This window comes from Falsiroseomonas oryziterrae (assembly GCF_021864505.1).
In the GTDB taxonomy this organism is placed as follows: Bacteria; Pseudomonadota; Alphaproteobacteria; order Acetobacterales; family Acetobacteraceae; genus Falsiroseomonas; species Falsiroseomonas oryziterrae.
On record NZ_JAKJIB010000247.1, the window covers coordinates 1 to 6,441 of the forward strand.

Annotated in this window: 7 protein-coding genes; 2 read left to right on the top strand and 5 right to left on the bottom strand. The window is 71.7% G+C overall.

Annotated features, from left to right (window positions below; all coding sequences use genetic code 11):
- Positions 1 to 173: 173 nt before the first annotated feature.
- Genes L2I40_RS24480 through fdhD form a run of 3 tightly spaced genes read right to left on the bottom strand, consistent with a single transcriptional unit; the run spans position 174 to position 1,856 of the window.
- Positions 174 to 299 (bottom strand): hypothetical protein, encoded by a 126-nt coding sequence (locus tag L2I40_RS24480; protein ID WP_272910981.1) that lies wholly within the window; start codon positions 297 to 299, stop codon positions 174 to 176.
- The gene (mobA, locus tag L2I40_RS17000) at positions 296 to 967 is read right to left on the bottom strand and encodes a molybdenum cofactor guanylyltransferase MobA (protein ID WP_237216385.1); all 672 of its coding nucleotides are present in this window, start codon (positions 965 to 967) and stop codon (positions 296 to 298) included. Before mobA ends, L2I40_RS24480 begins: the two co-directional genes overlap by 4 nt.
- A complete protein-coding gene (fdhD, locus tag L2I40_RS17005) occupies positions 957 to 1,856 on the bottom strand; it encodes a formate dehydrogenase accessory sulfurtransferase FdhD (protein ID WP_237216386.1) in 900 nt (299 codons plus the stop codon). The genes mobA and fdhD overlap by 11 nt, the downstream gene beginning before the upstream one ends.
- Positions 1,857 to 1,926: 70 nt before the next feature.
- Between fdhD and L2I40_RS17010 the strand changes: the two genes are divergently transcribed.
- Entirely contained in the window at positions 1,927 to 2,649 is a 723-nt protein-coding gene (locus L2I40_RS17010; protein ID WP_237216387.1) for a helix-turn-helix transcriptional regulator, read from the top strand.
- A gap of 15 nt (positions 2,650 to 2,664) precedes the next feature.
- Here L2I40_RS17010 and L2I40_RS17015 read toward each other — a convergent pair whose 3' ends face one another.
- Entirely contained in the window at positions 2,665 to 3,147 is a 483-nt protein-coding gene (locus L2I40_RS17015) for a hypothetical protein (protein WP_237216388.1), read from the bottom strand.
- A 78-nt stretch (positions 3,148 to 3,225) separates the two neighbouring features.
- Positions 3,226 to 5,526, bottom strand: a complete 2,301-nt coding sequence (locus L2I40_RS17020; RefSeq protein ID WP_237216389.1) for a fused MFS/spermidine synthase — start codon at positions 5,524 to 5,526, stop codon at positions 3,226 to 3,228.
- Positions 5,527 to 5,791: 265 nt separating this feature from the next.
- Between L2I40_RS17020 and L2I40_RS17025 the strand changes: the two genes are divergently transcribed.
- The coding region (locus L2I40_RS17025; RefSeq protein WP_272910982.1) for a thiamine pyrophosphate-binding protein at positions 5,792 to 6,441 on the top strand (650 nt) is incomplete at its 3' end.

A 6,441-nucleotide genomic window follows, 5' to 3' on the forward strand; every position in this document is an offset into this window, starting at 1 on the left:
CCGAGGCGGAGGGCGGCCGCGCCGTAGCTTCGCCGGGCGGCGGCCAGCAGCGTGGCGGTCTCCGCCGGCAGGGCAGCGGCCGCAAAGGCGGCCGGGCAGGCGACGCCGCGGGCGTCGAGGACCGGGATGCGCCGCACGGCTCGTGCCGTGACGCGCCCCGGCCCGTCAGCGCGTCAGAGGCGCACGCCTTCGGTCGTGAAGCGCTGCTCCGCGCTGCGCTGGACGGTGCCGTCGAGCACGGCATAGGCGCCGAGCGCGATGACGATGGCTGCGACGCAGCCGAGCAGGACGGATTTCATCTGGCGGGCCTCCCCAGGACACCTTGCGCGCCCTGATTAGTTTCGTGCCGCGCGCCGGACAAGTGGTGCAGGATCCGCTCGGCCTCCGACAGGTCCTCGGGCGCGTTGGCGTTGAAGAAGGGGTCGAAGGGCTCGGCCGGCCAGTCGGCATGGGCGCAGCCGAAGCGCGCCGTCCAGCGGTCGATCTTGCGCTCGCCGGCCAGCAGCGCGGCGCGGAGTTCCCCACGCAGCGCGACGGGCCAGAGGCCGATCGGCGGATGCGTCTGCCCGGCCGAGCGCGCGCAGGCGAGCGGGACGCAAGCGGCCTCGCGCGCGGCATGCAGGCGGGCGACGAGGTCGTCGGGGATGAAGGGCGCGTCGCCGGTGACCGAGACGACCCAGGGCAGGTCGGGACGCGTCGCCGCGGCGTGGTCGAGCGCGGCCAGGATGCCGGCGAGCGGCCCCGGATGGTCGGGTAGCGAATCGGCGATCACGGGCAGGGCGTACGCCGCGAAGCGGGCGGGATCGCCATTCGCGTTCAGCACCACCGCCAGGACCTGGGGGGCGAGGCGGTCGAGCAGGTGATCGAGCAGCGGCCGCCCACCGATCGTCCGGAGGGGCTTGTCGCCGCCGCCCATCCGCCGCGCCAGCCCGCCGGCGAGCACGACGCCGAGGGTGTCACTCCGCATCGGACGATGCCACGGCTTCGGCGCTGTTCTTGCGCCAGTGCCGGGCGCTTTCCTCCGGCACGTAGGAGAGGTCGGCGTCGAAGACGATCCGGCTCTCGCCGGCGAGGGCGATGAAGCGCTTTCCCTTGCAGCGCCCGATGAGGGTGAGATTCGCCTCCCGCGCGAGTTCCACCCCCCAGGCGGTGAAGCCCGACCGGCTGACCAGGATCGGGATGCCCATCCGGACGGTCTTGATGACCATTTCGGATGTGAGACGACCCGTGGTGTAGAACAGCTTGTCGTCCGCCCCGACGCCCTCGCGGAACATCCAGCCGGCGATCTTGTCCACGGCGTTGTGGCGTCCGACGTCCTCCATGTAGACCACCGGCTGGTCGTGCCAGCACAAGGCGCAGCCATGGATCGCGCCGGCCTCGAGATAGAGGCTCGGCAGCGTGTTGATCCGGTGCAGCAGCCGATACAGCCAAGAGGTGCGGAGCACCGCATCGGGGGCGAGGCGGACGGAGGCGAAATCCTCCATCAGGTCGCCGAAGGCGGTGCCCTGGGCGCAGCCCGATGTGAGCGTCTTTTTCTTCAGTTTGGTCTCGAAATTTGTCTGCGCCTCGGTGCGGACCACGACCACCCCGAGATCCTCGTCATACTCCACGCCGGTGACGCGATCCGCGCGCTTCAGCATGCCCTGGTTCAGCAGGTAGCCGATGGCGAGATCCTCGGGGCGATCGAGGATCGTCATCATCGTCACGATCTCGCGGCTGTTCAGATACAGCGTGAGTGGCCGCTCCACCGTCACCGCCGTCTCGACCGAGGCGCCCGTATGGTCGAGGCCGATGACGCGGCGGGTCAGGCGCGGGTCAGAGGGGTCGGGCCGCACCCGGAGCAGAGGGGTATCCATGCGCCAGAGGGTGGGGTGCCTGGGGCGCCGGGACAAGCAGGCCGCATGTCCCCCGGACGGGTGAGAACGCGTGTTCCGGATCAACCTTGACGCTCGGGCGGTACATGCGCGAAGGTGTAACAACCTGGTTGGATCAGACCTTCAGCTTGGACGCTGCATGAAATCTGAGACGGTTCCTGCGGTCGCCGAAGATCCTGCGTCCCGCCTCCTCGAAGCCGCCTTCGACGCCCTTGAGCATCCCGTCGCCCTGTTCGACGCGGAGCGGCGCCTGGTCTTCGCGAACGCCGCCTTCTGCCGCGCTGCCGCGGCCGGGGACGGGATCACCCACCGTGACGGTGGCGGCATCGACGTCCCTTGCGCCGCCGGGCGCGTCGCGCTGGCGCGTGCCGTCACGGCCGCCCTGGCCGCCGCCGATGGGCGCATGGGGTTGCTGCCGTCCGCCGGCCTCGTCTCCCTCGCGCGCGGCCAAGGCCGCACCCCGTGGCTGGCCCGATGCGTTCCGGTGGCCGGCCGGCCGGGTGCGAGCGGCCTTCGGGGCGCGATGCTGATCCTGTCGGACGGGGGGCGCCGTCGCGCCCTGCCCGCGGCCTCGCTCGGGAGGCTGTTCGGACTGACGCCGGCGCAGGCGGCCATGGCAGCAGCTCTGGCTGCCGGCGCGACGCTCGAGGAGCATGCACGTAAGCGCGGCATCTCGCGCGAGACGGCGCGGTCGCATCTGGCAGGGATCCGGCGCCGCACGGGCTGCCGGCGCCAGGCGGAGCTGGTGGCGCTGCTGTCGCGCGTGCCGGGCTGATCCGCGGGCGCGGCGCTACACGCGCAGCGAGGTGCCGTTCACGTCGTTCCGCACGGGCGCGGTCATGATCTCAACGATGATCAGCCCGAGGGCGGCCACGAAACCCCAGGTGCCGTTGATCAGCGCCTGCGCCCACCACCCGCCGGTGCTGCCGATGCCCCAGGACGTATTCGCCGCGTAGACCGGGTCCACGATGACCGAGAAGCCGAGGATCGTGAGCCCGAGGGCCGGGAGGACGAACCCGGTCACCAGCGGTGGCAGGCGACCGGAGCGGATCAGCAGCCCGAGCAGGGCGCCCCAGACCGCCCCGGTCACCAAGCGGTCGAGCGTCACCGGCAGGCCGAGCCGCAGATAGGTCTCGAGCGGGAAGACGACCTGGGTCTGGCGCAGGTAGACGCCGCGGTTCTCGAAGGCGAGCTCCGCGGCCAGCAGCAATCCATGCACGATCAGCGCCGCCGCTGCGCCGCAACCCAACCCGCTGACGATGGATTTCAGCATCGCTCGTCCATTCCTGAGACGAGCCTACCGAATTTCCGCCGCGTGTGGAAACACACGGTTTGCGCGAGTGCGCGGCGATCAGCGCTGGCCGGCCGCGCGTGCGACCACGTCCGAGGGCCGGGAGAGCGTCTGCGTCCCGTATACGGGGTTGTTCAGGTAGAATTCGTCGCGCGGGAAGACGTCGGTCAGCGAGGCCTCGGCGCGCGGGCTGCCCGGCGCCCAGGCCAGCGGTGCGCGGGCGAAGAAGGACGCATAATCGTCGAAGTTCCGGTTCCCGCGCGCCAGATGCGCCTGCACGGCCGGATCCGCGAACCGCCGCGCCAGGGCGGCGGCGTCGAAGGGGATCGGGCTGTCGGAGCCGATCAGCACCGAGCCCGGCATGATCAGCATGGTGTGGGGGAACACGGAGGCGAAGGTCTCGACGGTCCGCTGCGTCGGGCCCCACTGCACGTAGAGCCCGCCCGGGTTCAGCCGACGCCGCACTGCCTGCAGGAATTCCTCCGAATAGAGCAGCCCGGAATGCGAGCCCTCCGGCAGGATCGCATCCGCCTGGATGATGTCGTAGCGCTCCTCGCCCTTCGACAGCGCACGCCTTCCGTCGCCGTATTCGAGCCGCCAGCGCGGGTTGCGGAACATCTCGGCGATCGGCCCCTGCGGGTGGCGCTGCGCCAGTTCCTCGAGCGCGGTGATCACCGGGCCGACGAGCTCGATCGCGCGTACCTCACGCGTCGCGGGCGAGACGCCGGCCGCCCAGGGCGTGCCGCCGGAGCCGATGCCGATGGCCAGCACGCGCTCCGGGTTCGGGTGGAGCAGCGGGCCGACCGCGCCCAGGAACTGGTGGATCGGCAGGAAAGGGATGCGACCCTGGCTGAACCCCTGGATGAAGAAGGGCCCGTAGGGCTCCCCGGGCGTCGCACCGGGCGGCCGCGGAGCCACGGAGCCGTCGTCGCGGAAGAAGGCGACGCCGGACCGGTCCTCGGCCCAGGCGGTGCGCTGGCCCGGCTTCTCGTGGTGCAGCCGCGACCACAGCGCGGCATTGCCCGGCAGCACGACCAAAGCGAGGCCGCAGGCGCCGGCCAGCGCCAGCTCCGGCTTGCGGTTCCAGCCGCCCTTCCAGAGCCAGAAGAGCATCAGCAGCACCGACAGCGCAGCCAGCAGCTGCAGCGTGCCGGCGGTGCCGAGCAGGTGGAAGGTCACGATGCCGGTGCCGATCGACCCCGCGGCATTGCCGAGGATGTTGGCGAGCTGCACCCAGCCCACGCGCGCGCCGACGCTGGCGAGGTCCTGCTGCACCGCGCGCTGCACGAAGGGGAAGGTCATGCCGATCAGGAAGGAGGGCGGGCCGACCACCAGCACGATCAGCGTCACGGTCGTGGCGAGCCCCATGTCGCGCAGGCGCTGCACGTCGGCCGAGACGTGGTCGCTGATCGGCGGGTAGGGCAATGCCCAGTAGAGCGCCATGATCAGCGCCGCGCCGAGCGCGAAGCCGCCCGCCTGGGTGATGAAGAAGGCCGGCCGGGGATCCTTCATGCGGCGCACCATGCGCGCCGCGACCGCCATGCCGAGCCCGTCGGCGAGCAGGAAGATGCCGAGCACGGTCGGGAACAGGTAGGCATGGTATTGCCCGACCTGCCCGAGCAGGCGCACCCAGACGATCTCGAGCGCAACGATCACGTAGCCCGAGAGGAAGACGAGCACGCACCAGAGCCTGAGCGACCCGAAGGGCTCCGACTGTCCGGCGAGCGCCGCGCGCGCGGCCGGCTGCGACGACGGCACCGCCGCGCCCTTCAGCGCCGGCAGCAGCGTGAGGGCCAGGACCGCGGCCAGGATGTCGAGGCCCGCGGCCAGCACGAGCGCGCCGACGAAGCCGAGGTTGCCGACCAGCAGCCAGCCGCCGAGCAGCGCGCCGAGGCCGGCGCCGAGCGTGTTCAGGCCGTAGAGGGTGCCGATGCGCTCCGCCACCGTCTCGAGGTTGGTGGCGATGGCGCGCGCCAGCAGCGGCAGCGAGGCGCCCATCAGCGTGGTGGGCAGCACGAGGCCGGCGAAGCAGAGCGCGAAGATCGCGACCGGGTTGTCCACCACGCCGGCGAGGTCAGTGGCGAGGAAATCGTACAGGAAGAACTTGGACACCAGGGCGAAGAGCGCGACGCCGCCCTCGGCGAGCGCGAAGCCGATCATGGCGCGATAGGGCGACAGGCGGTCGGCGATCTTGGCGCCGATGATCGAGCCGAGGCCGAGGCCGGCCAGGAAGGCGCCCACCACCAGCGCGGCCGAGACCGTGTCGGAGCCGGCGAAGATGCCGAGCATGCGCTGCCAGACGATCTGGCACAGCAGGGCGGCGAAGCCCGAGCAGAAGAAAGCGACCGCAAGGCGCGGCATGAACCCCGTCCCCCTCCAGGGCGGGTCGCGCGAGGCCCTGCGGCCCCATGCGCCAACGCGCCCGGCAAAAAGCCTCCTCCGGGCCTGGATCCCGGGCCGGGAGGTTGTTTTGTGTCCGCCCTGGCGGCGGCAGCATTGCGGCAGGATTGGGTGCCGTAAAGAGGCAGCCTCACGTTTTCGAGAGCGGATCGGTCCCGGGTGGGGGCCTTGCGGCGCCGGGGCGGCCCGCGCAGCCTCTGCCGTCACTGCGGCAGGGAGTCGGGGCGTGAACGGCGCGGAAACACTGGTGCACACCCTGCTGGGTTCGGGGGTCGAGGTCTGCTTCGCCAATCCCGGCACCAGCGAGATGCACTTCGTCGCAGCACTCGACCGCATCCCGGGGATGCGCTGCGTCCTCGGCCTGCAGGAAAATGTCGTGACAGGCATGGCCGACGGCTATTTCCGCATCGCCGGCAAGCCTGCGGCCACGCTTCTCCATTGCGGTCCCGGCCTGGCCAACGGGCTGGCCAATCTCCACAACGCCCGGCGCGCCCGCTCCGGGATCGTCAACTGCGTCGGCGACCAGGCGACCTATCACCGCCCGCTCGACGCCCAGCTGACCGCCGACACCGAGGGCTTTTCCCGGGGTGTCTCCGCCTGGACGCGGACGGTGCAGCGGGCCGAGGAGGTCGGGCGGGACGCGGCGGTCGCGGTGCAGACAGCCCGTACATCGCCCGGGCAGATCGCGACGCTCATCCTGCCCTCGGACACCTGCTGGGACCCCGCGCCGGGCGGGCCGGCGCCCGCCCTGCCGGTCCCCGCGATGCCCCAGGCCGACCCGATGGCGGTGCGCAGCGCGGCGCGGGCGCTGCGCGAGCGGTCCAACGTGCTGATCCTGCTCGGCGGCCTGGCGCTGCGGCAAGAGGCGCAGGCGCT

Coding starts and splice junctions, on each gene's coding strand:
- L2I40_RS24480 (WP_272910981.1), bottom strand. CDS start 299: ATGAAATCCGTCCTGCTCGGCTGCGTCGCAGCCATCGTCATCGCGCTC.
- mobA (WP_237216385.1), bottom strand. CDS start 967: ATGCGGAGTGACACCCTCGGCGTCGTGCTCGCCGGCGGGCTGGCGCGG.
- fdhD (WP_237216386.1), bottom strand. CDS start 1,856: ATGGATACCCCTCTGCTCCGGGTGCGGCCCGACCCCTCTGACCCGCGC.
- L2I40_RS17015 (WP_237216388.1), bottom strand. CDS start 3,147: ATGCTGAAATCCATCGTCAGCGGGTTGGGTTGCGGCGCAGCGGCGGCG.
- L2I40_RS17020 (WP_237216389.1), bottom strand. CDS start 5,526: ATGCCGCGCCTTGCGGTCGCTTTCTTCTGCTCGGGCTTCGCCGCCCTG.